Origin of the sequence: Leifsonia sp. NPDC080035, from assembly GCF_040050925.1 — a bacterium.
In the GTDB taxonomy this organism is placed as follows: Bacteria; Actinomycetota; Actinomycetes; order Actinomycetales; family Microbacteriaceae; genus Leifsonia.
Genome location: NZ_CP157390.1, coordinates 48,839 through 74,718, shown reverse-complemented (window position 1 = coordinate 74,718; position 25,880 = coordinate 48,839). Strand labels below are relative to the sequence as shown.

26 protein-coding genes, 1 tRNA gene and 1 pseudogene are annotated in these 25,880 nt (G+C 71.2%); 17 read left to right on the top strand and 11 right to left on the bottom strand.

Annotated features, from left to right (window positions below; translation table 11 throughout):
• Positions 1 to 110: 110 nt before the first annotated feature.
• The 6 genes from eno (at position 111) to AAME72_RS00390 (ending at position 5,591) form a co-directional block, all read left to right on the top strand.
• The gene (gene eno, locus AAME72_RS00415) at positions 111 to 1,391 is read left to right on the top strand and encodes a phosphopyruvate hydratase (RefSeq protein ID WP_348788287.1); all 1,281 of its coding nucleotides are present in this window, start codon (positions 111 to 113) and stop codon (positions 1,389 to 1,391) included.
• Between the two features lie 104 nt (positions 1,392 to 1,495).
• Positions 1,496 to 1,753 carry a hypothetical protein gene (locus AAME72_RS00410; RefSeq protein ID WP_348788286.1) on the top strand — a complete coding sequence of 86 codons (258 nt, stop codon included), beginning with the start codon at positions 1,496 to 1,498 and terminating at the stop codon, positions 1,751 to 1,753.
• Between the two features lie 108 nt (positions 1,754 to 1,861).
• Positions 1,862 to 2,389 (top strand): septum formation initiator family protein, encoded by a 528-nt coding sequence (locus tag AAME72_RS00405; protein ID WP_348788285.1) that lies wholly within the window; start codon positions 1,862 to 1,864, stop codon positions 2,387 to 2,389.
• A complete protein-coding gene (locus AAME72_RS00400; RefSeq protein WP_348788284.1) occupies positions 2,386 to 2,898 on the top strand; it encodes a DUF501 domain-containing protein in 513 nt (170 codons plus the stop codon). Before AAME72_RS00405 ends, AAME72_RS00400 begins: the two co-directional genes overlap by 4 nt.
• Entirely contained in the window at positions 2,877 to 4,157 is a 1,281-nt protein-coding gene (locus AAME72_RS00395) for a S8 family serine peptidase (protein ID WP_348788283.1), read from the top strand. The genes AAME72_RS00400 and AAME72_RS00395 overlap by 22 nt, the downstream gene beginning before the upstream one ends.
• Before the next feature lie 39 nt (positions 4,158 to 4,196).
• Positions 4,197 to 5,591 (top strand): FAD-dependent oxidoreductase, encoded by a 1,395-nt coding sequence (locus AAME72_RS00390; RefSeq protein ID WP_348788282.1) that lies wholly within the window; start codon positions 4,197 to 4,199, stop codon positions 5,589 to 5,591.
• Positions 5,592 to 5,760: 169 nt separating this feature from the next.
• On the opposite strand, the pseudogene AAME72_RS00385 reads toward AAME72_RS00390, so the two are convergent.
• The 5 genes and pseudogenes from AAME72_RS00385 to AAME72_RS00365 all read right to left on the bottom strand — a co-directional run bounded on the left by AAME72_RS00385 (position 5,761) and on the right by AAME72_RS00365 (position 9,036).
• Positions 5,761 to 6,251, bottom strand: a pseudogene (locus AAME72_RS00385) (YigZ family protein).
• A gap of 81 nt (positions 6,252 to 6,332) precedes the next feature.
• Complete coding sequence (gene lspA, locus AAME72_RS00380; RefSeq protein WP_348788281.1) at positions 6,333 to 6,875, bottom strand: signal peptidase II; 543 nt, start codon at positions 6,873 to 6,875, stop codon at positions 6,333 to 6,335.
• A gap of 58 nt (positions 6,876 to 6,933) precedes the next feature.
• Positions 6,934 to 8,028, bottom strand: a complete 1,095-nt coding sequence (locus AAME72_RS00375) for an acyl-CoA desaturase (protein ID WP_348788280.1) — start codon at positions 8,026 to 8,028, stop codon at positions 6,934 to 6,936.
• Positions 8,029 to 8,182: 154 nt separating this feature from the next.
• Positions 8,183 to 8,389: a cold-shock protein gene (locus tag AAME72_RS00370; protein ID WP_348790187.1), complete on the bottom strand. Its 207-nt coding sequence runs from the start codon at positions 8,387 to 8,389 to the stop codon at positions 8,183 to 8,185.
• A gap of 570 nt (positions 8,390 to 8,959) precedes the next feature.
• Positions 8,960 to 9,036, bottom strand: a tRNA-Leu gene (locus AAME72_RS00365).
• A gap of 196 nt (positions 9,037 to 9,232) precedes the next feature.
• Between AAME72_RS00365 and AAME72_RS00360 the strand changes: the two genes are divergently transcribed.
• Together AAME72_RS00360 and AAME72_RS00355 are read left to right on the top strand one after the other, a co-directional pair.
• Positions 9,233 to 9,586: a VOC family protein gene (locus AAME72_RS00360; RefSeq protein WP_348788279.1), complete on the top strand. Its 354-nt coding sequence runs from the start codon at positions 9,233 to 9,235 to the stop codon at positions 9,584 to 9,586.
• Between the two features lie 156 nt (positions 9,587 to 9,742).
• Complete coding sequence (locus tag AAME72_RS00355) at positions 9,743 to 10,114, top strand: YchJ family metal-binding protein (protein WP_348788278.1); 372 nt, start codon at positions 9,743 to 9,745, stop codon at positions 10,112 to 10,114.
• A 34-nt stretch (positions 10,115 to 10,148) separates the two neighbouring features.
• Here the strand turns inward: AAME72_RS00355 and AAME72_RS00350 are convergent, their stop codons facing one another.
• Positions 10,149 to 12,446, bottom strand: a complete 2,298-nt coding sequence (locus AAME72_RS00350; protein WP_348788277.1) for an Ig-like domain-containing protein — start codon at positions 12,444 to 12,446, stop codon at positions 10,149 to 10,151.
• Between the two features lie 150 nt (positions 12,447 to 12,596).
• Here AAME72_RS00350 and AAME72_RS00345 point away from each other — a divergent pair, with 150 nt between their 5' ends.
• Genes AAME72_RS00345 through AAME72_RS00330 form a run of 4 tightly spaced genes read left to right on the top strand, consistent with a single transcriptional unit; the run spans position 12,597 to position 17,072 of the window.
• On the top strand, positions 12,597 to 13,226 hold the full coding sequence (locus tag AAME72_RS00345; protein WP_348788276.1) for a TetR family transcriptional regulator C-terminal domain-containing protein: 630 nt from the start codon (positions 12,597 to 12,599) through the stop codon (positions 13,224 to 13,226).
• Entirely contained in the window at positions 13,223 to 14,479 is a 1,257-nt protein-coding gene (locus AAME72_RS00340; RefSeq protein ID WP_348788275.1) for an MFS transporter, read from the top strand. Before AAME72_RS00345 ends, AAME72_RS00340 begins: the two co-directional genes overlap by 4 nt.
• Entirely contained in the window at positions 14,479 to 15,762 is a 1,284-nt protein-coding gene (locus AAME72_RS00335) for an amino acid deaminase/aldolase (RefSeq protein ID WP_348788274.1), read from the top strand. Before AAME72_RS00340 ends, AAME72_RS00335 begins: the two co-directional genes overlap by 1 nt.
• Positions 15,759 to 17,072: a D-arabinono-1,4-lactone oxidase gene (locus tag AAME72_RS00330; protein ID WP_348788273.1), complete on the top strand. Its 1,314-nt coding sequence runs from the start codon at positions 15,759 to 15,761 to the stop codon at positions 17,070 to 17,072. The genes AAME72_RS00335 and AAME72_RS00330 overlap by 4 nt, the downstream gene beginning before the upstream one ends.
• Positions 17,073 to 17,102: 30 nt before the next feature.
• Here the strand turns inward: AAME72_RS00330 and AAME72_RS00325 are convergent, their stop codons facing one another.
• From AAME72_RS00325 to AAME72_RS00315, 3 genes are read right to left on the bottom strand one after another with little or no spacing between them, the layout of a single operon-like run.
• Positions 17,103 to 17,837, bottom strand: coding sequence for an ABC transporter permease (locus AAME72_RS00325; RefSeq protein WP_348788272.1), 735 nt, complete (start codon positions 17,835 to 17,837; stop codon positions 17,103 to 17,105).
• A complete protein-coding gene (locus AAME72_RS00320; protein ID WP_348788271.1) occupies positions 17,834 to 18,640 on the bottom strand; it encodes an ABC transporter ATP-binding protein in 807 nt (268 codons plus the stop codon). The genes AAME72_RS00325 and AAME72_RS00320 overlap by 4 nt, the downstream gene beginning before the upstream one ends.
• An 8-nt stretch (positions 18,641 to 18,648) precedes the next feature.
• Positions 18,649 to 19,284: a TetR family transcriptional regulator gene (locus AAME72_RS00315; protein ID WP_348788270.1), complete on the bottom strand. Its 636-nt coding sequence runs from the start codon at positions 19,282 to 19,284 to the stop codon at positions 18,649 to 18,651.
• Between the two features lie 151 nt (positions 19,285 to 19,435).
• Between AAME72_RS00315 and AAME72_RS00310 the strand changes: the two genes are divergently transcribed.
• Positions 19,436 to 20,002: a LemA family protein gene (locus AAME72_RS00310; protein WP_314147013.1), complete on the top strand. Its 567-nt coding sequence runs from the start codon at positions 19,436 to 19,438 to the stop codon at positions 20,000 to 20,002.
• Positions 20,003 to 20,009: 7 nt separating this feature from the next.
• Positions 20,010 to 20,891, top strand: a complete 882-nt coding sequence (locus AAME72_RS00305; RefSeq protein ID WP_348788269.1) for a M48 family metalloprotease — start codon at positions 20,010 to 20,012, stop codon at positions 20,889 to 20,891.
• A gap of 131 nt (positions 20,892 to 21,022) precedes the next feature.
• On the opposite strand, the gene AAME72_RS00300 is transcribed toward AAME72_RS00305, so the two are convergent.
• Both AAME72_RS00300 and AAME72_RS00295 read right to left on the bottom strand, forming a co-directional pair.
• Positions 21,023 to 21,457 (bottom strand): hypothetical protein, encoded by a 435-nt coding sequence (locus tag AAME72_RS00300; protein WP_348788268.1) that lies wholly within the window; start codon positions 21,455 to 21,457, stop codon positions 21,023 to 21,025.
• Positions 21,458 to 21,612: 155 nt separating this feature from the next.
• The gene (locus AAME72_RS00295; RefSeq protein ID WP_348788267.1) at positions 21,613 to 22,827 is read right to left on the bottom strand and encodes a crosslink repair DNA glycosylase YcaQ family protein; all 1,215 of its coding nucleotides are present in this window, start codon (positions 22,825 to 22,827) and stop codon (positions 21,613 to 21,615) included.
• 144 nt (positions 22,828 to 22,971) lie between these two features.
• Between AAME72_RS00295 and AAME72_RS00290 the strand changes: the two genes are divergently transcribed.
• From AAME72_RS00290 to AAME72_RS00280, 3 genes are read left to right on the top strand one after another with little or no spacing between them, the layout of a single operon-like run.
• Positions 22,972 to 24,114, top strand: a complete 1,143-nt coding sequence (locus AAME72_RS00290) for an ABC transporter substrate-binding protein (protein WP_348788266.1) — start codon at positions 22,972 to 22,974, stop codon at positions 24,112 to 24,114.
• Entirely contained in the window at positions 24,093 to 25,067 is a 975-nt protein-coding gene (locus tag AAME72_RS00285) for an ABC transporter permease (protein WP_348788265.1), read from the top strand. Before AAME72_RS00290 ends, AAME72_RS00285 begins: the two co-directional genes overlap by 22 nt.
• Entirely contained in the window at positions 25,064 to 25,879 is an 816-nt protein-coding gene (locus AAME72_RS00280; RefSeq protein WP_348790186.1) for an ABC transporter permease subunit, read from the top strand. The genes AAME72_RS00285 and AAME72_RS00280 overlap by 4 nt, the downstream gene beginning before the upstream one ends.
• Position 25,880 lies beyond the last annotated feature (1 nt).

Sequence of the window (25,880 nt, the reverse complement as noted above, 5' to 3'; positions counted from 1 at the left end):
CCGCCGGGTCCTCGCCAGTCTTCGCAAGCATCCCGCCGCCGGATACGGCCCGTTCACCCGGCTTCACTAGACTTGCCGGTGAAACCCACGAAACCACTGAGGAGACTGTTGTGGCTCAGATCGAAGCTGTAGGCGCTCGCGAGATCCTTGACTCGCGCGGCAACCCGACCGTCGAGGTCGAGGTGCTTCTGGAGGACGGCACCGTCAGCCGTGCCGCCGTCCCGTCCGGCGCGTCCACCGGCGCCTTCGAGGCCTACGAGCTTCGCGACGGCGACAAGGACCGTTACCTGGGCAAGGGCGTCGAGAAGGCCGTCGACGCGGTCCTCGACGAGATCGGCCCGGCCATCGAGGGCTTCGAGGCCAGCGACCAGCGCCTTGTCGACGAGGCGATGATCGAGCTCGACGGCACCGACAACAAGAAGCGCCTCGGCGCCAACGCCATCCTCGGCGTCTCCCTCGCTGTCGCCCGCGCGGCGGCCGACTCCGCCGACCTGCCGCTGTTCCGCTACGTCGGCGGCCCGAACGCACACGTGCTCCCGGTGCCGATGATGAACATCATCAACGGCGGCGCGCACGCCGACACCGGCGTGGACATCCAGGAGTTCATGGTCCTGCCGATCGGTGCGGAGACCTTCTCCGAGGGCCTGCGCTGGGGTGTCGAGACCTACCACTCGCTCAAGTCGCTGCTGAAGTCGAAGGGCCTGAACACCGGCCTCGGCGACGAGGGCGGCTTCGCCCCCGAGCTCGAGCACAACCGCGCCGCTCTGGACCTCATCTCCGAGGCCATCGAGAAGGCCGGCTTCACCGTCGGCTCGCAGATCGCGCTCGGCCTCGACGTCGCCTCCACCGAGTTCTTCGAGAACGGCGTCTACCGCTTCGAGGGCCAGGACCGCAGCGCCGCCGAGATGAGCGCCTACTACCAGGAGCTCGCGGCGAACTACCCGCTCGTCTCCATCGAGGACCCGCTGGCCGAGGACGACTGGGAGGGCTGGGCGCACCTGACCGCCGAGCTCGGCTCCAAGCTGCAGCTCGTCGGCGACGACCTGTTCGTCACCAACCCGAAGCGTCTCGCCCAGGGCATCCAGGCGAAGGCCGCCAACAGCATCCTCGTCAAGGTGAACCAGATCGGCACCCTGACCGAGACGCTGGACGCCGTCTCCCTCGCCCAGCGCAGCGGCATGACCGCCGTGCTCTCGCACCGCTCCGGCGAGACCGAGGACACCACCATCGCCGACCTCGCCGTCGCCACCAACGCCGGCCAGATCAAGACCGGCGCCCCGGCCCGCTCCGAGCGCGTCGCGAAGTACAACCAGGTGCTCCGCATCGAGGAGGAACTGGGCGACGCCGCGGTCTACGCCGGCCGCACCGCGTTCCCGCGCTTCCAGGGCTGAGCCCAGCGCTCTCGTATGACGAGGGGCGAGGCGTTGCGGTCGACACGCCAGTCGTGACCGCGACGCCTCGCCCCTCGCCGTCTCCCGTGCGCCAGGATGGGGGGATGCGAGAGACCGGCGCGCCGCCCCCGGAGCTGCTGCCGCTCGTGCTCTTCCTGGCGCTGGCGGTGCTGTTCGCGGTGTTCGGGCTGTACCTCCTGCGGCGGCCCGAGCGCGCCGCGGCTCTGTTCGCCGACCGGGATGCGCGCCGCGCCTTCCGGCCGAAGGATGCGCGCGCCGTCGGAGCCGTCTTCGTGATCGGGGGAGCGGCGCTGGCCCTGATCGGGATCGTGCGGCTGGCGTTCATCCTGGCACTCGGCTGAGCGCATCCTCGACACCCCGTCCCGGCGGCAGGCGTCCGGTGGGCATCGCCTACGATTGAGGAGGGGCCCACCGGTCCCGCGTGTCCGTCGAACTGCCGGGAGGGGCCCATGCCGAAGCAGCAGACGCGGCGTGTCCCCGCCGCGTTCTCGGAACCGTCCGGCACGGGCCGCTGGCTCCGCGGCATCCACTTCTCGGCGTTCTCGCTCGTGATGATGGGCGTGCTGGTGCTCGCCGTCGTCATCCTCGCGCCCACCGCGCAGTCGTTCTTCGCCCAGCAGCAGCAGATCGCGGACCAGCAGAAGGCGGTCGACCAGCTCGCCGCCCAGGTGGATGCGCTCAAGGAACAGCGCGCCCGCTGGAACGACCCGTCCTACATCCGGGCACAGGCGCGTGACAGGCTCTACTACGTGATGCCGGGCGAGGTGAGCTACCTCGTGATCGACGACCGTCCCCCGGCGGCGAAGGACGCGGACGCCCCGGTCAGCTCCAAGCTGCAGAAGACCAAGACCGACTGGGCCCACACGCTCTTCGGCTCGTTCATGGGCGCAGGGCTCACCGACGCGACGCCGCAGCAGCTGAGCGGCACGCCGGCGCCCACCCCGACCCCCACCTCCACCCCAGGCGGCAAGCGATGACCAGACCACCCTTCGACCCCGTGACCGACGAGGACATCGCGGTCGTCAGCGAGCAGCTCGGCCGGCCGGCGCGGAATGTCGTCGGCATCGCCGCGCGCTGCGTGTGCGGGCGCCCCACCGTCGTGTCCACGGCACCGCGCCTGGACGACGGCACGCCGTTCCCGACGTTCTACTACCTCACCCATCCCGCCGCCACCGCGGCCATGTCGCAGCTGGAGGCGACGCAGGTGATGGGGGAGTACAACGACCTGCTCGCCGCCGACGAGGATGTGCGCGACGCCTACCGCGCCGCCCACGAGCAGTACCTGGCCGACCGCGAGTCCATCGCGGTGGTGGAGGAGCTGTCCGGTGTCTCCGCGGGCGGGATGCCCACCCGGGTGAAGTGCCTGCACGCCCTGGCGGCGCACGCCCTCGCCGCGGGGCCCGGCGTGAACCCGATCGGCGACCTCGCGCTCGCGCGCGGCGGCTGGTCGCCCGAGGTGTGCGAGTGCAAGGTCGACGCCGGCTGAGCCGGGTCCGCAGGGGGATCGCCGCATTCGGAACGGCGCTGGCGCTCGCGCTGGCGCCGGTCACCGTCGCGCACGCAGACCAGGTGCGCGACCTGGAGTACTGGCTGAACGACTACGGCTTCGCCAAGGCGTGGAGCACGACCAAGGGCGCCGGCGTGAAGGTCGCGGTGATCGACACCGGCGTCGACGGCAGCGTGGCTGACCTCAAGGGAGCCGTCGTCGGCGGCACGGACGTCTCGGGCGTCGGCGCCGCGAACGGGCAGAAGCCGCTCGGCGACGGCGACGACGCGGACCACGGCACCTGGGTCGCCTCCCTCCTCGCAGGTCGGGGCACGGGCGCGAACAACGGCGTGCTGGGCGCGGCGCCGGAGGCGAGCATCCTCACGGCGTCGGTCGCGCTGGGCAAGGCGATGGGCCCCATCGGCAGCGACGACCAGATCGCCGACGCGATCCACTGGGCCGTCGACCAGGGCGCGACCGTCATCAACATGTCGCTCACCCGCAACACGCTGGACTGGCCGACCAGCTGGGATGAGGCCTTCCAGTACGCGTTCTCGCACGACGTCGTCGTGGTCGCCGCGGCGGGCAACCGCGGCAGCGGGACCAGCGAGGTCGGCGCTCCGGCGACCATCCCGGGCGTCCTCACCGTGGCGGGGGTGGATCGCGCCGGCAAGGCGAGCTTCGACGCGTCGTCGCAGGGAATCACGATCGGCGTCTCCGCCCCCAGCGAGCAACTGGTCGGAGCAAGTCCCGGCGGGGGCTACGTGCAGTGGGCGGGGACGAGCGGCGCCGCACCACTCGTCTCGGGCGCGGTCGCGCTGGTACGGGCCGCGCACCCCGAGCTCACCGCCCCGGACGTCATCAACCGCATCATCCGCACGGCCCGGCCGGTGGCCGGCACGGTCCCGAGCCCGATATACGGCTATGGACTACTGGATGCGGCGGCCGCGGTCACTGCAGACGTTCCGCACACCACGTCCAATCCGATGGGCGATCTGAGCCAGTGGATCCATATCCACCGCCGCGCGGAGGCCACCCAGGCCCCCGCTCCGGGAGGCGGAGCATCGCAGGCGGCGCCCGCCCCGCGAAAGCTGAGCCCCGAACGGGATGTACGATGGGGAATGTTCTTCTGGCCGCAATGGAGCGTCCTCACGACCCTCTGGCTCCCGCTGGCTCTGTTCTCCGGTTTCGTGGCCCTCGTCGCCCTCGGCGGCGTGGGTGCGTGGCTGCATTTCAGGCGAACGGGGAGCAGGGGGTAGATTAACCCCCATACTTTCGTGTTGAGGAGACGCATTACTGTGCCCAAAATCCTGATCGTCGGAGGCGGATACGCCGGTTTCTATACCGCGTGGAAGCTCGAGAAGCAGCTCCGCAAGGGCGAGGCAGAGGTCACCATGGTGGACCCGCTGCCGTACATGACCTACCAGCCCTTCCTTCCTGAGGTGGCTGCAGGCTCCATCGAGCCCCGTCACGCGGTCGTCGCGCACCGTCGTCACCTGAACAGCACCAACATCGTCACCGCGAACGTGACGTACATCGACCACGCGCGCAAGGTGGCGACCATCCAGCCGCTCGTCGGCGAGGCGTACGAGTTCGCGTACGACATCGTCGTGGTGACCGCGGGGGCCGTCTCGCGCACGTTCCCGATCCCGGGCGTCGCGGACCAGGCCGTCGGCCTGAAGACCATCGAAGAGGCGGTGTACATCCGCGACAAGATGCTGTCGAACTTCGACAAGGCGGCGAGCCTGCCCGCCGGTCCGGAGCGCGACCGTCTGCTCACGGTCGTGGTCGTCGGCGGTGGCTTCGCCGGCATCGAGATCTTCGCCGAGCTGCGCTCGTTCGCCAGCTCGCTGCTGAAGAAGTACCCCGAGCTGTCCTTCGACGACACGCACTTCCACCTGATCGAGGCCATGGGCCGGATCATGCCGGAGGTGTCGCTGCCGACCAGCCACTGGGTCATCAAGAACCTGGCCGAGCGCGGCGCGCAGATCCACCTGGAGACCCAGCTCACCAGCGCGGTCGACGGGCACATCGAACTCTCCACCGGTGAGTCGTTCGACACCGACCTGATCGTCTGGACCGCCGGTGTCATGGCGAACCCGACGGTGGTCCGTCACACCGACCTCCCGATCGAGGAGCGCGGCCGCCTCCGCGTGCGCGCCGACCTCCGCGTCGGCACCGACGAGGAGATCATCGAGGGCGCCTGGGGCGCCGGCGATGTCTCGGCCGTCCCCGACCTCACCGGCGCCGGCGTCGGCGGCTACTGCGTGCCGAACGCGCAGCACGCCGTCCGCCAGGGCAAGCTGCTCGCGAAGAACCTGATCGCCGACCTGCGCGGCGAGCTGCCGCGCCAGTACTACCACAAGAGCCTCGGCGCGGTCGCCGGCCTCGGCGTCGGCATCGGCGTGCTGCAGTCCGGCAAGCTCGCGATCAAGGGGGTCGTCGGCTGGCTCGCGCATCGCGGCTACCACGGCCTCGCGATGCCGAGCTGGGAGCGCAAGTGGCGCGTGATCTGGGGTTGGTGGAACAACTTCTGGCTCGGCCGCGACATCGTGTCGCTCGAGGCCGTCCAGACGCCGCGTGCGGTGTTCGAGGAGTTCGCCTCCCGTCCGAAGCCGGCGGTCGAGGCCGCTCCGGCCGAGGCGCCGAAGAAGGCTCCGGCCCGCAAGAAAGAGACCGCAGAGGTCAAGTAGCGTGCGCCGTCGCGAAGGCCCGGACCCCGTTGGGGCCCGGGCCTTCGTGCATCCGCCGGACGAGCGATGCGTCGGAGGGGACTCGACACGCCGCATCCGCACGCGCCACACGGCATGTCGCGTCCCCGCTGCGACGCGGCTCAGCGCCGGAGCACGGCCCGGCCATGGGTCAGGTCGGCGATGGCGGCGGCGGCGAGGTCGGCCTCCGGCTCCGGGAGCACGAGAGCACGAGGGAGAGGACGACCGTCTCGCTGTAGCCCGCCTCCGGCTCGGCGTAGCCCTGCTCCGCCGCCCAGTGCCGCACGCGCTCCGCGTCGCCGTACGACGCCTCGACCACGACGGTGGCCTCCGTCACCCGCTCGACGGTCTCCGCGTCGGCGAGCGCCGTCGCGATCGCGTCCGTGTACGCGCGGACCAGGCCGCCCGCGCCGAGCTTCACGCCGCCGTAGTAGCGCACGACGACGCCGAGCACGCCGTCCAGCTCGTGGTGCCGCAGCACCTCCAGGATGGGCCGTCCCGCCGTCCCCGACGGCTCGCCGTCGTCCGACATCCCGGAGTGGCCCCGGCCAGTAGACCCCAGCAGACGTGGGTCGCTCCCGGGTGTTCCGCGCGCACCCGCGCGACCTGGGCGAGGGCGGCCTCGCGGTCCGCGACCGGCACCGCGAGCCCGAGGAACCGGCTCTTGCGGACCTCCAGCTCGGAGGCGGCGGGGGAGGCGAGGGTGCGGCTCACCCTTCCACGCTAACGCGTCCCGTTGCGGGGCTCAGTCGGGGCGGCCTCGTCGGATGGGAGGCCCGCGGAACGCCCCGTCGGAACCTTCAGCACGGCGAGGATGCCGAGGTAGACGACGCTCAGGACGATCGCGATGTCGGCGACGTTGCCGATGAACCAGTTCACGTAGTCGATGAAGTCGATCACGTAGCCGCGCAGCAGCCGGTCGCCGAAGTGGCTGATCGCGCCGCCGAGGAGCGCCCCCAGCCCGATCGCCCATGCGACGGAGGTGACCCGCCACGCGTAGACGACGATCGCCGCCGCGACGACGCCGGACACGATCCCGAACACCCAGGTGAACCCGGGGCCCGACGAGAACGCGGCGCCCGTGTTGTATGCGAGCTGGAACCGGATCAGCGACCCGATCACATCCACCGTGCGACCGTCGGCGAGCGCGGACGCCGCCCACAGCTTCGTCAGCTGGTCAACGGCCACCACCGCGACGGCGCAGACGACGGCGATCCAGAAGGCGGCGCGGCCGCCGCGGCGGCGTCCGGGGCTCGAGTCGGTCATCCGTCGATACTCTCACGGTCGCGCTGCGCGGACGCCGCGCGAGCCGCCGCGACGAGGGTCAGGCGCGCCGGAGCTGCTGCGCGGCCGGGCAGTCGAACGGGTCCCGCGCGGCAAGCCCGACGCGGTTCAGGTAGCGGATGACGATCCGGTATGAGTTCACCAGGCCCGTCTCGGTGTACGGGATGTCGTGGGCGGCGCAGTGCTCGCGCACGAGCATCCTGGCCCGGCGCAGGTGCGGGCGCGGCATGCTCGGGAACAGGTGGTGCTCGATCTGGTGGTTCAGGCCGCCCATCAGGGCGCTCATCGTCCAGCCGCCGCGGATGTTGCGCGAGGTGAGCACCTGCTTGTTGAGGAAGTCCACGCGCGCGCCGGCGGGGAGCTGGGGCATGCCCTTGTGGTTCGGGGCGAACGAGGCGCCCATGTAGACGCCGAAGACGGCCAGCTGCACGCCGAGGAACGCGAACGCCATCCCGGTGGGCAGCATCAGGAACACGATGGCCAGGTAGACGGAGAGTCGCAGCCCGATGGCGACCAGCTCGCGGGCGCGGTGGTCGACCGGCGCGGGGGAGAGCAGCGACCGGATCGAGGTCACGTGCAGGTTGACGCCCTCCAGCAGGAGGAGCGGGAAGAACAGGTAGCCCTGGCGGCGGGTGATCGCCGCGAGCAGCCCGGTGCGCTTCGCGGCGTCCTCCTCGGTGAAGGAGATGGTGTCGACGGCGATGTCGGGGTCCTTGCCGATCGTGTTCGGGTTGGCGTGGTGGCGGGTGTGCTTGGTCATCCACCACTGGTAGCTCATGCCGACCAGCCAGGTCGCGATGAGGCGGCCGGCGCGGTCGTTGACCGGTCCGGAGGCGAACACCTGGCGGTGCGACGCCTCGTGGCCGAGGAAGGCGAACTGGGTGAAGATGAGGCCGAGCGCTGCGGCGATGAGCAGCTGGAACCAGGAGTCGCCGAGCAGGATGAAGCCCGTGATCGCCCCGCCGAGGCCCGCGGTGAGCAGGCAGAAGACGGTGATGTAGAAGCCGCGGCGGCGCTCCAGGAGCCCCTCGCCGCGGACCCGGGCGAGCAGCTCGTTGTAGGTGCTCGTGACCGGGGGCCGGCCTTCGGTGCGCGGTTTGGTCCTCCGCACCGGGCCGAGAATGGTTGCGGTCATCGTTCCTCCGCTGTGTCGTACGACTTCCCAGCCGAGGGTGTGGGCGGATCGCCCGAGATGGTGCAAGCGTAGGCGTGCTTGCTGAGTGTTCGTCGGTGCCATGCGGCGCCGCGAACGAGACGGTGCCCGGCCTTGCGACCGGGCACCGAGGCCGTCACAGGGGACGGATGTTCGCTGCCTGCGGACCCTTGGGGCCCTGGGCGAGGTCGTATTCGACCTTCTGGTTCTCGTCGAGGTTGCGGAAACCACCGGTGGAGGCGATCTCGCTGAAGTGGGCGAAGACGTCGGCGCTGCCGTCATCCGGGGCGATGAAGCCGTACCCCTTCTCCGAGTTGAACCATTTGACGGTACCGAGTGCCATCGTTTCTTCCTTCATTCTTCTTCGGGAACCGAGATTTCGGCTCCGGTCGTCGCGCCCGAATCGGCGCGGACGTCTGTGGACACCGCGACGGACGCGGTGGACGGGTGGGGCGAGGCGGAGGAGTTCCTCGGCCGCGGCGATGGTCGGCGCCATGCCGACCGAAAGCGAGCGGCCGTCGAGGACATGGAACCCGCCGTCGGCGAGCTGGGCCATACCGGCGTACTCGCCGGCCGCCGTTGCCACCCAGACGGTGTCGTCGGCCTGGCGCCAGGTGAGCGCGGCCGGTGGATGGTGTGCTGAAATGCTGATTCGTTTCGCCTTCGTGGAGGCTGCAGTGCCGCGGCGGTGTGCTCGCGGACGGAGAAAAGTTCGGGCGGGGTCGCCATGCCGGACGGGACGCCGACATCGGTGTTCGGCGCTCCGGCACGCTGCCCCCGATGGGAGATCGTTCCGGTGACGACCGGGTGCGGTCGATAGCGGAAAACGCGTGTGGACGGTCGAAGAGGACGACGGGACGCCCTCGGGACTTCACCCAGCTTACACGCCCGGGCCGGCCGTGGGTGCGGTGCGTGGTACCCCCAGTGGGACTCGAACCCACACTCGGGCGATTTTAAGTCGCCTGCCTCTGCCAATTGGGCTATGGGGGCCGGCGGTGAATCCGTTACCGGTCGCGGTACGGCGACTTCGCCATCTGGACGACAGCGGCGACCGCCGAGATGCCGCCGACGACGATCACGAGCCAGATGAAACCGATGAGGAAGCCTTCCATGCTTCAACGGTACACGCCCCGCGGCCCCCGCGGCGCCTGTTGCGTGGGCGCCGGGAGCGGCGGATCCTGGGCTGATGATCCGTATCGGTTCCATCGTGTGGGGAGTGCGGGAGCTGCCGCGCGCCATCGCGTTCTGGTCCGCGGCGCTCGGCTACCGGCCGTTGCGCGAGCCGGACGTCGACTGGGCGATCCTCGTCCCGGAGACGGGGGAGGGGCCGCAACTGGCGCTGAAGCTCGTCGGCAGCGAGGCGAACCCGGCGCCGCGGCACCACCTCGACCTCTATGCCGACGTGCAGGCCGACGAGGTCGCGCGGCTGCTCGCGCTCGGCGCGGAGCGGGTGGACTGGGACTACGAGGAGGACGCCGACTACGTCGTCCTCGCCGACCCGGACGGCAACCGCTTCTGCGTCGTCGACGCCGCTTCGTGACGCGCACTGAGAACACCTTCAGAGCACCCGAAGCCACCGCACACCCTCCGCGTGCACACTGGTCTCCGACACCCTTTCTGGTGAGGTGTCCTCCGACCCGGCCGGTGCCCGAGATCCCCCGACGCAGGCACCGGCCGGGTCATCTACACTCGTGCGGTGACCACCCTGCGCTGTCCGTGCCTGAGCGGCGAGACGTACGACGCCTGCTGCGGGCCGCTCCACGCGGGCGCCCCCGCGCCGACCGCCGAACGGTTGATGCGCTCCCGGTTCAGCGCGTTCGCGCTCGGCGACGCGGCCTACCTGCTGCGCAGCTGGCACCCCGGCACGCGCCCCGAGGAGCTGGAGCTGGAGCCGGGACTGCGCTGGTACCGCCTCGACATCGAACGGACCGAGCGCGGGGGTCCGTTCGACACGGATGGAGTGGTGGCCTTCACCGCGTACTACAAGGGCGACGAGCGCGGATCGCTGCACGAGACCTCCCGGTTCGTGCGCGAGGGACGCGACTGGTTCTACGTCGACGCGGTCTGAGTCCGTGGCGTGAGGCCGCGGGAGGCGGCGCGCGTCAGCGGGCGGGCTCCACGTAGCGCTCCCACAGCCACACGCACACGCACATCACCGCGAAGCCGAGCGCGAGCAGCCCGACGACGAGCCCGCCGGCTCCGGTCGTGGCGAGGGACGCGACGGGCAGCAGCAGCGCGAACAGCACCGTGTACACGACCAGGCTGAGCCCCAGCCAGATCGGCCGCGACCACTGGAACACGGCCCGGCCGGCGAGGCCGCCGACCGGCAGCAGGGCGACGGCGGTGGAGCCGATGCCGACAAGCGCCACCGCGTTCGCCAGCTCGACGAAGAAGGCGGAGACCGCACCGCTCGGGGCGGGGAGCACGCCGACGGTCAGCCAGGCGAGCACGCCGAGGGCGGCGACCGCGGAGACCTGGACCGCGGCGACGCGTCCGCGGACGACCCGGTCGGTGCCCTCGGGCAGCATCACGCCCAGGACGATCCCGAACAGCAGCGCCGGTTCGAGCCCGATCAGGCGGGAGCCGAGCGCGGTCGCCGCGACCACGATGAGGAGCACCGGGCGCACCACCGGCCGGGGCGGCGTGATGCCGTTGTGCCTGGCTGTTCCGCGGGCCGCGAGCACCCACACCGCGTTGACGCCGCAGACGGCGATCGCGAGGGCGATCAGCAGGCGCACGTAGGCGCCCGCGTCCTGGACCGAGGTGGAGAGGGTGACGAGCGCCGCTGCGATGACGCCGACCACCGGCGCGAGCCAGACGGGCTGTCCGGCGACGCCTGCCACGGTCCCGCCATCGGCCGGATCCTCGCCGGCGATCCGTCGGCCGAGGAGCGCGTCCGCCTCGCCGAGCTCCGCCCGGGACCGGTTGCGCCCGAACAGGCTGGAGCGCGCGGATGGGCGTGCCGGATCGGCGGAGCGGTCGCGGGTGAGGGCCGCGGCGAGCAGCCGGGCGGGCAGCATCAGCAGCAGCAGCGCGGCGACGGCGAGCGCGATCGAGCGCAGCCATCCCGGGACGGATGCGGCGGTCACCGCGGGAGCGGACGCGACGGTGAACGGCGTGTCCGTCCAGCTCTTCGCGCCCGGACGGGGCGGCCCGGGGCTGGCTGGCGCGCTCGGCGCGGCGGGGGCCGCGTGAGAGGGCGACGGCGTCGGGGTCGGTGCGGGCGTCGGGGTGGCCGGGGGCGCCATGGCCGTCGGCGTCTCCACCGTCACCGCGACGGTGTTGCTGCCGGCGCTCACGTTGCCGGCCGCGTCCCGTTCCAGTGCGGACGCGACGTAACTGCCGGCGTCCAGGGCGCCCTGGCAGGACCACGCCCGTGATGCGGGGACGGTCGCGGTGCAGGCGACCGTCGTCCCGCGCGTGGTGCTCGCGTAGACGGTCACCTGCCCGCCGGGCTCCGCGCTGCCCCCGAAGCCGATGGCGTGTCCGGCGCCGACGCTCGCCCCGGGCGCCGGGGCGGTGATCGTGGGAGCGCCCGGCGCCGTCGTGTCCACCACGACGTGCACCGGGGCGCTGCGGCCGGACCGGGTTCTCGAGAACGGCGCGACCTGTGTCGCGGTCACGGTGTGCCTGCCGTCGCCGATGCCGGGGATCACGCATCCCCAGGCGCCGCTGCCGTCCGCCGGGAAGCTGCACGAGCGGCCGTTCTCCGCGGTGACCGTCACGGTGGCTCCGGGGTAGGCGGTGCCGCGCAGGCCCCCGCCGGTGGAGCCGCCGTCGGTGGTGGTGATCACGGGGGGCGAGAGCACGTCGACACGCCCGGTGTCCGCGAGTCCGGTGGTCCGCGACTCGACGCGGATCGGCACGCCTGGTCCGTCGGGGAGTCTGCGCAGCGAGCAGGACCAGTCACCGCTCGCGTCGGCCGTGACCGAGCAACTGCTGGCGGCGCTGTCGCTGGACCCGCCGGAGACGTCGAGCACCTCGCCCGCGCGCGCGGACCCGCTGACGACGACCGGGAAGGAGGTCACGAGACCGGACGGGAGGTCGCGGAGGCGCGGCGGATCCGGGGTCGGAGTCGGGGTCGGTGTGTCCGACTCGGCCGGACGTTCTGCCGGAGAGGAGGTGCTGGCACTGGTCGGGAGTGCGGTGCTGCTGAGGGACGCTGTGCTGCTGCTGCTGCTGGTGCCTGTGCTGCTGGTGCCGGAGGTGCCTGTGCTGCGGGATGCGCTCGATGCCGGGGGCGACGCGCTCGATGCCGGGGGCGATGCGCCCGTGTCGCCGGGGGATGCCGCCGAGGCCGGTGGGGCGAGCCCCGCGATGGACGCGGCGGCGAGCAGGAGAGCGGCGATGGCACCGACGATCGGTCCGGTCGCCCCCCGCGACCGGACTGGTGGAGACACGTCCGACAGAAATACCCGCATTCCACCCCATTCCAGGGGTCGGCACCGGCCCGTGTCAAACCGATAGGCCGGATTTACGGCATACTGACAACTGGGTCAACTGTCCCACTTCTCGCGCGACGCTGCGCGAGACTCCACGAGGAGCCCCCGATGACGCGCATCCCGCCCGCAGAACGTCGCACCGCCCTCGTCCAGGCCGCCCTCCGCGTGGTCGCCAGGGACGGTGTGGCCGCAGCGACGACGCGCCGGATCTCAGCAGAGGCCGGGATGCCGCTGGCAAGCTTCCACTACGTCTTCGCGTCCAGGGACGAGCTCATGGTCGAGCTGATCGACGCCGCCGTCGCCGGCGAGCAGTCCGACCTCGCGCCGGCGTTCGCGGGCGGGAATCCGCCCGACGGCATCCGCTCGGCGATCCGATCCGGCCTGCAGCACTACTTCGACGGCGTCCGCGCCGACCCGGAGCGCGAGAAGGCGATGTTCGAGCTGACCCAGTGGGCCCTGCGCGAGCCCGGCTTCGAACAGCTCGCGCGCCGTCAGTACGCGCGCTACTACGAGGTTGCCGAGCGCGCGGCCGCCGACGCCGCTGCCATCACCGGGCACGCGTGGACGCGTCCGCCCGGCGAGGTCGCACGCATCCTGGTCGCCCTCACCGACGGCATCACCGTCGCCTGGCTGGTCACCCGCGACGACGCGGCCGCCGCCCGGGCGATGGACTTCGCAGCGGACGCCCTCGCGGCGCTCGCCGTCCCCTCCGTTCCCGAGATCGCAGGTACCCGATGACGAACACATCCACCCCGGCGGTCTTCGCCGAACCCACCCGGCGCGTGCCCGGCCCCTGGATCGCCGCCTTCGCGGTCGCCTGGCTCGGCATCTGGATGGCGCAGCTCGCGCCCATCCAGAAGCTCCTGCCCGACCAGGTGCAGAAGCAGCTGCACACCGACGACTGGGTGCAGAACGTGGTCGCCTTCGGGATCGTGTCGGGGATCTCGGGGGTGTGCGCCATCGTCGCCTACCCGCTCACCGGCGCGCTGTCCGACCGCACGACGAGCCGGTTCGGCCGCAGGCGCCCGTGGATCGCCGGCGGGGCTGTGCTGTTCGCCGTCTCGCTCGTGCTGCTCGGCCTGCAGACGAGCATGGTGGGGATCGGGGTGTTCTGGTCCCTGGCGCTCACCGGCTTCTGCGTGCTCACGGCCGCCCTCACCGCGACCATCTCCGACCAGGTGCCGGTCGGCCAGCGCGGCTACGTCTCCGGCTGGATCAGCGCACCGCAGGCCATCGGCATCATCCTCGGCGTCTCGCTGGTCACCTACGTCTTCGTCGGCGCGCTGATCGGCTACACGGCGATGGCGGTCCTGCTCCTCGTCCTGGTGCTGCCGTTCCTGTTCCTCCCGGACGCGGTGCTGCCGAAGGAGCTGCGCGAGCGGATGACGGCCCGTGGTGTGATCGAGGGGCTCTGGATCAGCCCGCGGCAGCATCCCGACTTCGGCTGGACGCTGCTGAGCCGCGTGCTCGTGAACTTCGGCAACGCGTTCGGCACCTCGCTGCTGCTCTACTTCCTGGAGTTCGGGCTGCACGATCCGCACGCGGACGACGACCTGCTCGTGCTGATCCTCGTCTACATGGTGTTCGTGATCGTCGCGTCCCTGCTGTTCGGGCGGCTCTCCGACCGGCTCGGCCGGCGGAAGGCCTTCGTGTTCGTCTCCTCCGCGCTGCAGGGCGTCGCCGCCCTGCTGCTCGCCTTCGTGCCCGAGTTGTCGGTCGCCATGGTGGCGGCCGGCCTCCTCGGCCTCGGCTACGGCTGCTTCCTCTCCGTCGACCAGGCCCTCGCGACCCAGGTGCTGCCCGACCCGGAGAGCCGCGGCAAGGACCTCGGCATCATGAACATCGCCACGGCCGTTCCGCAGGCGATGGCACCGCTGTTCGGCGCGGGCATCGTCGCCGCGCTCGGCGGGTTCATGGGCCTCTTCGTGCTCTCCGGAGTCTTCGCGTTCGCGGGTGCGCTCGCGGTCGCCCGAGTGAAAGCGGTGCGCTGATGGATCTGACGACGAGGCCGGCCCCGGCCGAGCGGACGTGGACGACCCCCGACGTGTTCTGGCCCGCGCTGAGCGCGGCGACGGCCAGGCTCGACCCGCCGCTGGCGGTCCTGCACCTGCCTGCGCTGCGCCACAACGCGCACGACATGCTCCGGCGCGCCGGCGGGACGACCGCGAAGCCGGGCAAGCCGATCCGGGTCGCGTCCAAGTCGGTGCGCGTGCGCTCGGTGCTGGATGCGGTGCTCGCGCTGCCGGGCTACGCCGGCGTTCTCGCCTACACGCTGCCCGAGGCGCTCTGGCTGGCGGAGGGCGACGCGGAGCATCCCGCGATCGAGGATGTCGTCGTCGGTTACCCGACCGCCGACCGCGCGGCCATCGCCCGCCTGTCCCGCTCACCGGAGCTCGCGGCCCGGGTGACGCTCATGGTCGACTCCGTCGCACACCTCGACCTGATCGACGCGGTCGTCCCGCCGGCGGAGCGCGAGACGATCCGGGTCTGCCTCGAGCTCGACTCCTCGTGGAACGCGCCCGTGCTCGGCCACATCGGCGTGTACCGCTCGCCCGTGCACACGGCGCAGGCCGCCCGGGAGGTCGCCGAGGCGATCGTTCGGCGGCCGGGCTTCGCGCTGGTCGGGATGATGGGCTACGAGGCGCAGATCGCCGGGCAGGGCGACAATCCTCCCGGTCGTCCCGCCTGGGGCGCGACCCTGCGCTGGATGCAGAAGAGCTCGCGCGAGGAGCTGATCGAGCGCCGGGGCGCCGCCGTCGCGGGCGTGCGCTCGCTCGCGGAGCTGGAGTTCGTCAACGGCGGCGGCACCGGCTCGCTCGAGTTCACCGCCTCCGACCCGTCCGTCACCGAGATCGCCGCGGGCAGCGGGCTCTTCGGCGGTCACCTCTTCGACACCTACCGCGGCTTCCGCCCCGCGCCCGCCGCGTCCTTCGCGCTGTCGGTCGTCCGGCGGCCGGACGAGCGCACGGCGACCCTGCTCGGCGGCGGCTGGATCGCGTCCGGCCCGCCCGGGCCCGACCGCCTCCCGAGGCTTGCCTGGCCGACCGGCCTGTCGATGGTGGAGCGGGAGATGGCCGGCGAGGTGCAGACGCCGCTCACGGGAGCTGCCGCGGGCATCCTGCGTGTGGGCGACCGGGTCTGGCTGCGGCACACCAAGTCGGGGGAGCTCAGCGAGCACGTGAACGAGTTCCACCTTGTCGACACGGTGGACGGGCGGCCGGCGGTGGTCGGCACGGCGCTCAGCTATCGCGGCGACGGGAAGGTGTTCCTGTGACGGCGAACGGGGGAGTGTGGCGCAATTGGGGCAGGAGCGAGTCCATCCGCCCGCAGCGCGTCGAGCGGCCGTCGTCGGCCGAGGCCGTGCAGCGCGCGGTGGCCGCGGCGGCGAAGCAGGGGATGCGCGTGAAGGCGGTCGGCGCCGGGCACAGCTTCACCGGCATCGCCGCGGCCCCCGGTGTGCAGCTCGATCTGGAGGCGCTGTCCGGCGTGCTGGACGTCGACCTCGAGCGCGGCCGGGTGCGGCTGGCGGCGGGCACGCACCTGCACCAGCTGCCGCGGCTGCTGCGCCCGTACGGACTCGCTCTGGAGAACATGGGCGACATCGACCGGCAGACGATCGCGGGCGCCACCTCCACCGGCACGCACGGCACCGGAGGATCGTTCGGCGGCCTCGCCACCCAGATCGTCGGGGTGACCATCGTCACCGGATCCGGCGAGCTCCTCACGATCGACGAGACGCAGAACGCCGAGCTGCTGCCGGCCGCCCGGCTCGGTCTCGGCGCCCTCGGCGTGATCGTCGACCTGACCATCCAGTGCGTCCCGGCGTACCTGCTCAAGGCGGTGGAGCGTCCCGAGCCGCTGCAGGAGGTGCTGGAGGGCTACCTGGAGCGCTCGGCGGCCGAGGACCACTTCGAGTTCTACTGGTTCCCGCACACCGAGACCGGGCTGACGAAGACGAACACCCGGCTTCCGCTGACGGAGGCGAGGGCGCCGCTCTCGGCGGTCGGGCGCTGGGTGGACGACGAACTGCTCGCGAACGGCGTCTATCGAGGCGTCTGCGCGCTCGGCACGGCCGCGCCGGCGATCGTTCCCCCGTTCAGCAGGCTGGCGCAGAGGCTCACCGGCAACCGGGACTTCACCGACGTCTCGCCCGCGGTCTTCGTGACGAACCGCACGGTGCGCTTCCGCGAGATGGAGTACGCGCTGCCCCGGGCGGCGGTGCCCGCGGCGCTCGCCGAGGTGAAGGCGCTCATCGAGCGGAAGGGCTGGCGGATCTCCTTCCCGGTGGAGGTGCGCTCGGCCGCGGCGGACGACAACTGGATGTCGACGGCGTACGGCCGCGACACCGGCTACATCGCCGTCCACCGCTACTACCGCGAGGACCCGACCGAGTACTTCACCGCGGTGGAGCGGATCATGATGGCGCACGAAGGCCGGCCGCACTGGGGCAAGATGCACTTTCGCGACGCCGCCTCGCTGCAGACGGCGTACCCGCGGTTCGACGACTTCCTCGCGGTGCGCGACCGCCTCGACCCGGACCGCCGCTTAGCCAACGCCTACCTCAACCGCATCCTCGGCGCGTGAGGCGCGGGTGTCGCCGGCGCGGGGATCCCGCTAGGCGGTGCGGCGCTGCAGGGTGAGCGCACCGACGACGACGGCGCCGATCGCGAACGCCGCGATGATGAGCAGCTGGCCACCGACGTAGGCGGCGTCGTGCGCGTTCGTCGACACGGCGTTCAGTGCATCCACCGCGTGCGAGAGCGGGAGCCAGTCGCTGATCTGCCGCAGGCCGTCCGGTAGCTGGTCGCGCGGTAGGAAGATCCCGCCGAGCAGGATCTGCGGGAACACGATCACGGGCATGAACTGCACGACCTGGAACTCGGTGCGGGCGAACGCGCTGGCGAACAGGCCGAGGGTGCTGCCCAGCACGGCGTCTGTCACCGCGACCGCCACCATCAGCCACGGGTCGCCCTTGATCTCCAGCCCGCACACCCAGATCGCGAAGCCGACCGCGACGAGCGACTGCACGACGGCGAGCAGCCCGAACGCGAGCGTGTAGCCGAGGATGAAGTCGCCCTTGCCGAGCGGCATCGACAGCAGCCGCTCGAGGGTCCCGGTGCGGCGCTCCCGCAGCGTCGTGATGCTGGTGACGAGGAACATCACGATGAACGGGAACAGGGCGACGATCGCCGGACCGATGGTGGCGAAGACATCGGTGTCGGTGAAGATCCAGGCCACCAGGCCGATCAGCAGGCTCGGCACCACCACCAGCAGGCCGATCGTGCGCGGGTCGTGGCGGATCTGGGTGAGCACCCGTCCCGCCGTCCCGAACGTGCGCGTGAAGTTCATCGGGCGGCCTCCTCATCCGCTCCCGTGCCCGTGCCCGGTTCCGGGGTCCGTTCCGGCTCGGGATCCGGAAGCGCGTGCCGGGCGTGGTGCCGGCGCAGCAGCGCGATGAACGCACCCTCCGCATCCTCGGCCCCGGTCTCCCGCAGCAGGCCCTCCGGTGTCTGGTCGGCGAGGATCGCGCCCTCGCGCATCAGCAGCAGCCGGTCGCAGCGGGTCGCCTCGTCCATCACGTGGCTCGAGATCAGCAGGCTGGTGCCGGAGTCGGCGAGCCGGTGGAACAGGGTCCACAGCTCCACCCGCAGCAGCGGGTCGAGCCCGACGGTCGGCTCGTCCAGCACGAGCAGGTCGGGCGAGCCGAGCAGCGCCGCGGCGAGGGAGACCCGACTGCGCTGACCGCCGGAGAGCGTGCCGACGAGCTGGCCGGCGAACGCGCCGAGGTCGGTCGCGTCGATCGCGCTCTGGACGTCGTCGGCCCCGGCGCCGAGCACCCGGCGGAAGTACGACAGGTTCTGCCGCACGGTGAGGTCGTCGTAGACGCTCGCCGCTTGCGTCACGTAGCCGACGCGATGCCGCAGCGCCGCCGACCCGGCCGGCTGACCGAGCACCTCCACCCGTCCGCCCGCGATCCGCTGGACTCCGACGATCGCCCGCATCAGCGTCGTCTTGCCGCAACCGCTCGGTCCGAGCAGGCCGACCACCTGACCGCGGGGGATGCGCAGGTCCAGCCCGTCGAGCACGGTCCGCCGGCCGCGCCGCACCCGCAGTCCGTCGATGACGACCGCGGCATCCGGCGAATTCATCATGTGATGAATTATTCGCCCGGCCCCGACCGCCCGTCAAGATCTCCGAACAGGTGCCACTGCAGAACCGGCCCCACCCGGCGCACCAGATCCTCCACGTCGGCGCTCGCGATCGGCTCCAGCCGCAGCGCGTACCTGGTCATCATCAGGCCCACGATCTGGGAGGCGGCGAGGTCGGCCCGCAGCTCGGCGTCCGGGGCGTCCGTCGCCGACGCCAGCCGGGCGAACACCTCGCGGGTGAGGAACTCCCGCACCATCCGCGTCCCGACGGAGTTGCCGAGCACCGTGCGCAGGATGAGCACCATCCTGCCCGCGGCCTTCTCGTCCTCCAGCTGGGTGAAGAGGTAGCGGACGAGGCGCTCCCCGAGCTCGTCGCGCGGAGCGCCCAGCATCACGGCGATGACGCGGTCGGGGCGCAGTGGGGCCTCGAGCGTCGCCGCGAACAGATCCGCCTTGTCCTCGAAGTAGTGGTGGACGAGCGCCGCGTCGACGCCCGCTCGCCGTGCGACGGCCCGCAGCGACGCCGCCTCGTAGCCGCGCTCCGCGAACTCCTCGGCCGCCGCGCGCACGATCGTGCCGCGTGCGGACGCCGCCCCGCGCTCCTTGCGGGGGCGGCCGCGACGGCGACGCTCGGCCAGCTCACTCACGCTGCCATTCTGCACCCGGGACCTGGGCGGCCTGTCGATCCCCGGCGCTCTTGCTTTGAGTGTGATGGGAAGGCAATGGGAGCCGCATCCACCGCCGTTAGGATGATCCTGCGCACGGACTCGTGCCCGCACACCCAAAGGAGTTCCTGCAATGGAATGGCTCATTCCGGTCATCATCGTCGTCGTGATCGTCGCGATCATCGGGATCTACCTCTGGGCGACCTACAACTCGCTCGTCACGCTCAAGGTGCGTGTGGACGAGGCGTGGAGCGACATCACGGTGCAGCTGAAGCGTCGTGCCGACCTCATCCCGAACCTCATCGAGACGGTGAAGGGTTACGCAGCGCACGAGAAGGGCGTCTTCGAGTCCGTCACCAAGGCGCGCGCGGAGACGCTGACCGCGCAGACGCCGGGTGAGGCGTCCGTGGCCGAGGGCCACATGCAGACCGCGCTGAAGAGCATCTTCGCGGTGGCGGAGGCGTACCCGCAGCTGCAGGCGAGCCAGAACTTCCTGCGCCTGCAGGCCGACCTGGTCGACACCGAGGACAAGATCCAGGCGTCGCGCCGGTTCTACAACGGCGGCGTGCGCGAGTTCAACACGAAGATCAAGGTCTTCCCGAACAACCTGTTCGCGCGCCGACTCGGCTTCACCGAGCGCGAGTTCTTCGAGGTCGACAACCTGGCGGCGATCGCCGAGCCGCCGCGCGTCCAGTTCTAGGGCGGCAATGTACAGGGCGATCGCCAGGAACAAGCGCAACACCGTCTTCATCATCCTGCTGTTCCTGGTTCTCATCGGTGCGCTCGGATGGCTGGGCTCCGTCATCTACAACAGCTACGCGATCCTGGGGTGGGTGCTGGTCGGGGCGACCGTCTACGCCGTGTTCCAGTACTTCATGGCGTCGAGTCAGGCGTTGAGCATGTCGGGGGCGGTTCCCATCCAGAAGGCGGACAACCCGCGGCTCTGGAACGTCGTCGAGAACCTCTCGATCACGACCGGCACCCCGATGCCGGCGGTCTACGTCATCAACGACCCGGCCCCGAACGCGTTCGCGACCGGGCGTGACCCGAAGCACGCGTCCGTCGCCGCCACCACCGGGCTGCTCGACATCATGACCGACGCGGAGCTCGAGGGCGTCATGGCGCACGAGCTGGGTCACGTGCGCAACTACGACATCCGGCTCTCGATGATCGTGTTCGGCCTCACCGTGGCGATCGGCCTCATCGCCGACATCTTCCTGCGGATGGCGTTCTTCGGCGGCAACAACCGCAACAACAACGGCGGCAACCCCGTGGTGCTGGTCTTCGGCCTGGTCGCGGCGATCGTCGCTCCGCTCGTCGCCACGCTCGTCCAGCTCGCGGTGTCCCGGCAGCGCGAGTACCTGGCGGACGCGACGGGCGCCATGACCACGCGTCATCCGGACGCGCTGGCGAGCGCGCTGCTCAAACTGGAGCAGTACGGTCGGCCGATGCGCAAGCAGAACACCAGCATGGCGCACCTCTGGATCTCCCAGCCGCTGAAGCCGGGCCTGATGAGCCGGCTGTTCTCGACCCACCCGCCCATCCCGGAGCGGGTCGAGCGCCTGGAGAAGATGGGCGCCGGCTTCTAGGCCGCCACGCCCCGGCCCGCTCACCTGGCTCGCCCAGGTTCGCCATCCGTTCCTGAGTTCTGCACGCCTGCGCCCGGAATGTTGCGCGAAGAACTCCGGAGGCGCTGGTGCAGGGGCGGGCGCGCCGCGGCCTAGCTGTCGGCGTCCACCGGCTCGAGCTCGGCCGTGCCGGTGTAGCGATACCGCACGCGCGTCCCGCGCCGCGGCTCGTCCAGCGGGCGCCACTCGGTCCCGACATTGGCGGTGCCGTCGGTCAAAGAGACGTCACGGATCGGGTCGGCGGGGGAGCCGTCGATGAGCCGCGCGACCACCTCGGCGTAGACGGACGAGTCGGGGTTGAGCAGCACCGCGATGTAGTGGTCCGAGTCGCGCACGTCCTCGGTGCTCACCCACACCCGGCCGTCGAACTGGACGAGCGCCCGGCCGTCGTCGGCGCGTTTCGTCCCGGTCACGATGCCGTCCGTCCAGTGTTCGCCGTCGCGGTACGCGTACAGCTCGCGCATGGGCTGCTCGAAGTCCGCCTCATCGGCGCCGTCGGCGTTCAGGTACTCCAGCGGTGACGTCATGCCCGCACCCTACCCCCGGCGCAGCAGAGGCCGCGAGAGGTGTGGCGGCGTCCCTTCATCCGGAGATATCGGCCCCGAACCGCGCCGTTGCCGGAGTTCCGGTCGGACACGCCGGAACAGCTTCCCGATTCTCCGGAGTTCCGGTCGGCCGGGCCTCAGCCGCCGACGCCCGCGGTGACGAGCAGCGGTGCCAGGTCGCCGCGGGCGCCGGGCGCCACCTCGACGGCGCCGAGACCCTGCCACGCGGCGGTCTCGGCCAGCAGTGGGAGGAGGCGCTCCGCGATCCGGCCGCCGTCGCCGTCCTCGGTCCACGCCGACTGGACGCGCAGCACGCCGGCCTGGCGGTCGCTCTTCAGGTCGATGCGTCCGACCAGAGCGTCGTCGAGCAGGATGGGGAGCGAGTAGTAGCCGTAGACCCGCTGCGGCGCCGGGGTGTAGATCTCGATGCGGTAGTGGAATCCGAACACCCGCAGAGCGCGATCGCGGTACCAGACCACCGGGTCGAACGGGGAGAGCAGCGCGGCCGCCTCGATGCGCCGCGGACGCCGCGCATCCCGGTGCAGCCACGCGGGGATGGGCTTGCCCGCGCTCTCCCATCCAGGCACGCGCACCGGGATGAGCTCGCCGGCGTCCTCCAGGTCGCGGATGGCGGCGAGGGCGGGCGCCCCCTTGATCCGGTAGTAGTCGGCGAAGTCCTTGGCCGTCCCGATGCCGTGCGCCACCGCCGAGCGGCGGATCAGCTCGCGGACGGCGTCCTCGGTCTCGAACGACACGTCGAGCACGCTCGCCGGGAGCACGTCCTCGACCAGCGCGTACCGGCGCTGGAACCGCGTGCGGCCGGCGATCGCCACCTCGCCCATCAGGAACAGCATCTCGAGCGCGCGCTTCACCGCCGACCAGCCCCACCACGGACCGGTGCGCGTGTTGGCGTCGTGCTCGATCTCACTCGCGGCGAGTGGACCGTTGGCGGCGAGCTCGCGCCGCAGCCACTCCACCGTCTCCCGGTTGCTGTCGAACCAGCCGCCCTCCGCGCCGTAGCGGCCCCGGTTGAACCGCATCCGCCACTCGAACAGCGGCCAGTCCTCCTTGCGGATGAAGGCGGCCTCGTGCGCCCAGTACTCGGTGTGCGGTCCACGCGCGTCGAACGTCAGGCGGTCGAGCAGGGTCTTGTCGTAGGCGCCCAGCCGTGCGAACGCCGGCAGGTAATGGCTGCGCTCGAAGACGTTCACCGAATCGATCTGCAGCAGGTTGATGCGGTCGATGAGACCGTTCAGCTGCCGGACGCCGACTGTCGCAGGACGCGGACGCCCGAAGCCCTGCGCGGCAAGAGCGATGCGGCGTGCGAGAGCGGGGGAGACCTGTTCGACCACGCCTCGAGCGTAGCGGTGCCGTCCGACACCCGCCGTTCACCGACTCGTCACCGCCCGCTGGGCGGCCGGTCGCCCGGCCTCCCTAGCGTGAGCGCGAACCGGGTGGAACACCCGGCCACAAACCCGTGCACTGGAGGAAAATCCGTGATCAACAAGCGCGCTCGTGCCGCCGGCCTCGCCGCCGCCGCGACCGTCGTCGCCCTGTCCCTCGCCGCCTGCTCCGGCGGCGCGGACGCCAGCGGCAGCAGCACCGACAGCAGCAAGGTCGCCACCGCCACCGACGTCGCGTCGGCCGGCGGGATGGACGCCCTGGTCGCCGCCGCCAAGAAGGAGGGCAGCCTCAACATCATCGCCACCCCCGGCGACTGGGCGAACTACCAGGAGATCTTCGACGGCTTCACCAAGAAGTACGGCATCACGATCAACCCGAGCCAGGACAGCGCGTCCAGCCAGGAGGAGATCGACGCCGCGAAGAAGCTGAAGGGCCAGGACACCGCGCCGGACACGTTCGACATCGGATCCTCGGTGGCGCTCGCGAACACCGAGTACTTCGCGCCGTACAAGCCGACCGGCTTCGCCGACATCCCCGACGACCAGAAGGAGAAGGACGGCCTCTGGAAGGTCGGCTATTACGGCGTCATGGCGGTCGGCTACGACGCCAACAAGATCAAGACCGCACCGAAGAGCTTCGACGACCTGCTGAAGCCGGAGTTCAAGGGCGCCGTCGCGCTGAACGGCAACCCGACCCAGGCGGCCGCCGCGGCCGGCGCCGTCGCGTACGCCACCCTGCAGAACGGCGGGACGCTGGACGATCTGACCCCCGGCATCGACTGGTTCACCAAGCTCAAGAAGGCCGGCAACTGGAACGCCGCCGACGGCAAGCCGAACACGATCGCCTCCGGTGAGACCCCGGTGCTGCTCGACTGGTCGTTCAACCAGAAGGGCTACACCACCTCCGACACCATCAAGTCGGGCGGGATCGACTGGAAGTACGTCGTCCTCCCCGGCACCGCGTACGTCGGCTACTACAACCAGGCCATCAACAAGGACGCCCCGCACCCGGCTGCCGCGCGCCTCTGGGAGGAGTACCTCTACAGCGACGCCGCCCAGAACGCCTGGCTCAAGGGCGGCGCCTACCCGGCCCGCGTGAACGCCATGGAGAAGGCCGGAACGCTCGACACCGCGGAGTTCCCCGGCAAGCTCGACGAGGTCGCCGTCATGACCGACAAGCAGGCGACGGACGCGGGAACGCTGCTGAACGCCAAGTGGGCCAACGCGGTCGGCTGATGACCGAGACCATCGCCGCGGCTCCCGCGGTCGATGCCGCTGCCGCCGGGGTCGCCTCGCGTGACTCCCGGCGGCAGCCGTCGTCCACGGCGGGCCGCCGACGCCGGCGGGGCGGTGCGGCCGTCTTCGGCCTGACCCCCTTCGCCTTCTACGTCGTCGTCTTCCTCGCCATCCCCACGCTCGTCGCCGTCGGCAGCGGCTTCCTCGACGAGAACGGCCGCTTCACGTGGTCGAACATCACGGGACTCGCCGAGCCGGCCATCGCCGGCTCCTTCTTCGGCGCGTTCTGGCTGTCCGCGGTGACCGCGATCGTCGGCGCGATCGCCGGGGCGGCGCTCTGCTTCGCGATGCTGCAGTCCCGTCCTGGAGGCGTCGCCCGCTCGCTGGTGGACTCCGCCAGCAGCGTGCTCGCCCAGTTCGGCGGCGTCATGCTCGCCTTCGCCTTCATCGCGACGATCGGTGCCCAGGGCCTGGTGACCGTGCTGCTGCGCAACCAGTTCCACATCAACATCTACGAGAACGGCGTGTGGCTCTACACGGTGCCCGGGCTCATCCTGCCCTACCTGTACTTCCAGATCCCGCTCATGGTGATCACCTTCCTGCCTGCGCTGGAGGGCCTTCGCCCGCAGTGGCTGGAGGCGACCGCGACCCTCGGCGGCAGCCGCTGGACGTACTGGACGCGCGTCGGCGGCCCCATCCTGCTGCCGTCGTTCCTCGGCAGCCTCCTCCTGCTGTTCGCGAACGCCTTCTCGTCGTACGCCACCGCGGCGGCGCTCGTCGGTCAGGCGAACAACATCGTCTCGCTGCAGATCCGCCAGGCGCTCATCTCCGAGACGGTGCTCGGCCGCGCGAACCTCGCGGGATCGATGGCGCTCGGGATGCTCGTCGTGATGATCGTCGTCATGCTCGCCTACTCGGCTCTCGTGCGGCGGACGGCGCGGTGGCAGCGATGAGCCGGCGCGCGCAACCGCTGCGGCTCGGCCCCGGCCCGATCGTCCGCACGGTCATCTGGGTGATCCTCGGGGCGTTCTTCCTCATCCCGCTGTTCTCGATGCTGGAGTTCACGCTCCGCACCGCCAAGCCCGGCGTCTACAGCTTCGACCGCTGGGCCACCGTGTTCGGCGGCGAGACCACGCGCTACGACCGCATCTACCAGGGTCTCGGCAACTCGCTCGTGCTCGCGGTGGTGACGGTGGCGATCGTGCTGCTCGTGCTGCTGCCGACCATCGTGCTCGTGGAGCTGCGATTCCCGCAGCTGCGCCGGCTGCTGGAGGGCGTGTGCCTGCTGCCGATCATGATCCCGGCGATCGTGATGGTCGTCGGACTCGCGCCGACGTACGCGGTCGTCACGCAGATCTTCGGCTCCGGCGCCTGGACGCTGGCCTTCGCCTACGGCATCACCGTGCTGCCGTTCGCGTACCGCGCGATCCAGAGCAACGTCGCCGCGGTGGACCTGGTGACGCTCAGCGAGGCCGCCCGCTCCCTCGGCGCGAGCTGGGGGACGGTGTTCTGGCGGGTGCTGGTGCCGAACCTGCGCCGCGGCATCCTCGCTGCGTCCGCACTGTCGGTCGCGGTGGTGCTCGGTGAATTCACCATCGCGTCGCTCCTCAGCCGGGTGAATCTGCAGACCTCGCTGCTGCTGGTCTCGCAGTCCGACCCGTTCGTCGCGGTCATCTTCGCGCTGCTGGCGCTGGTGTTCGCGTTCATCCTCCTCTTCGTCGTCGACCGGGTGGTCAGCGCCCGGCGACGCGCCGCGAAAGGCTAGT